At 60.4% G+C, this 230-nt stretch carries 1 protein-coding gene; it reads left to right on the top strand.

Annotation, left to right across the window (positions count from 1 at the left end; translation table 11 throughout):
• Positions 1-230 (top strand): glutamine synthetase beta-grasp domain-containing protein (locus tag B2U11_RS11320; RefSeq protein WP_292071833.1); only part of this gene is annotated, 230 nt, incomplete at both ends.

Here is a 230-nt window from a genome sequence, read left to right as displayed (position 1 = left end):
ATCAACGAGTCCGACATGCTGCTGAAGCCGGACCTGACGACGGCCTACATCGACCCGTTCTATCAGCAAACGACGATGTTCCTGTTCTGCGACGTGCTGAACCCGGACACGGGCGAACCCTACAACCGCGACAGCCGCTCGATGGCCAAGAAGGCGCTGGCCTATGTCCAGTCGTCCGGCGTGGGCGACGTGGTCTATTTCGGCCCGGAAGCCGAGTTCTTCATCTTCGA

The organism is Brevundimonas sp. UBA7534, assembly GCF_002479325.1.
Classification (GTDB): domain Bacteria; phylum Pseudomonadota; class Alphaproteobacteria; order Caulobacterales; family Caulobacteraceae; genus Brevundimonas.
The sequence above is the reverse complement of the archived record's forward strand: the minus strand, read 5'-3'. Positions and strand labels throughout refer to the sequence as shown.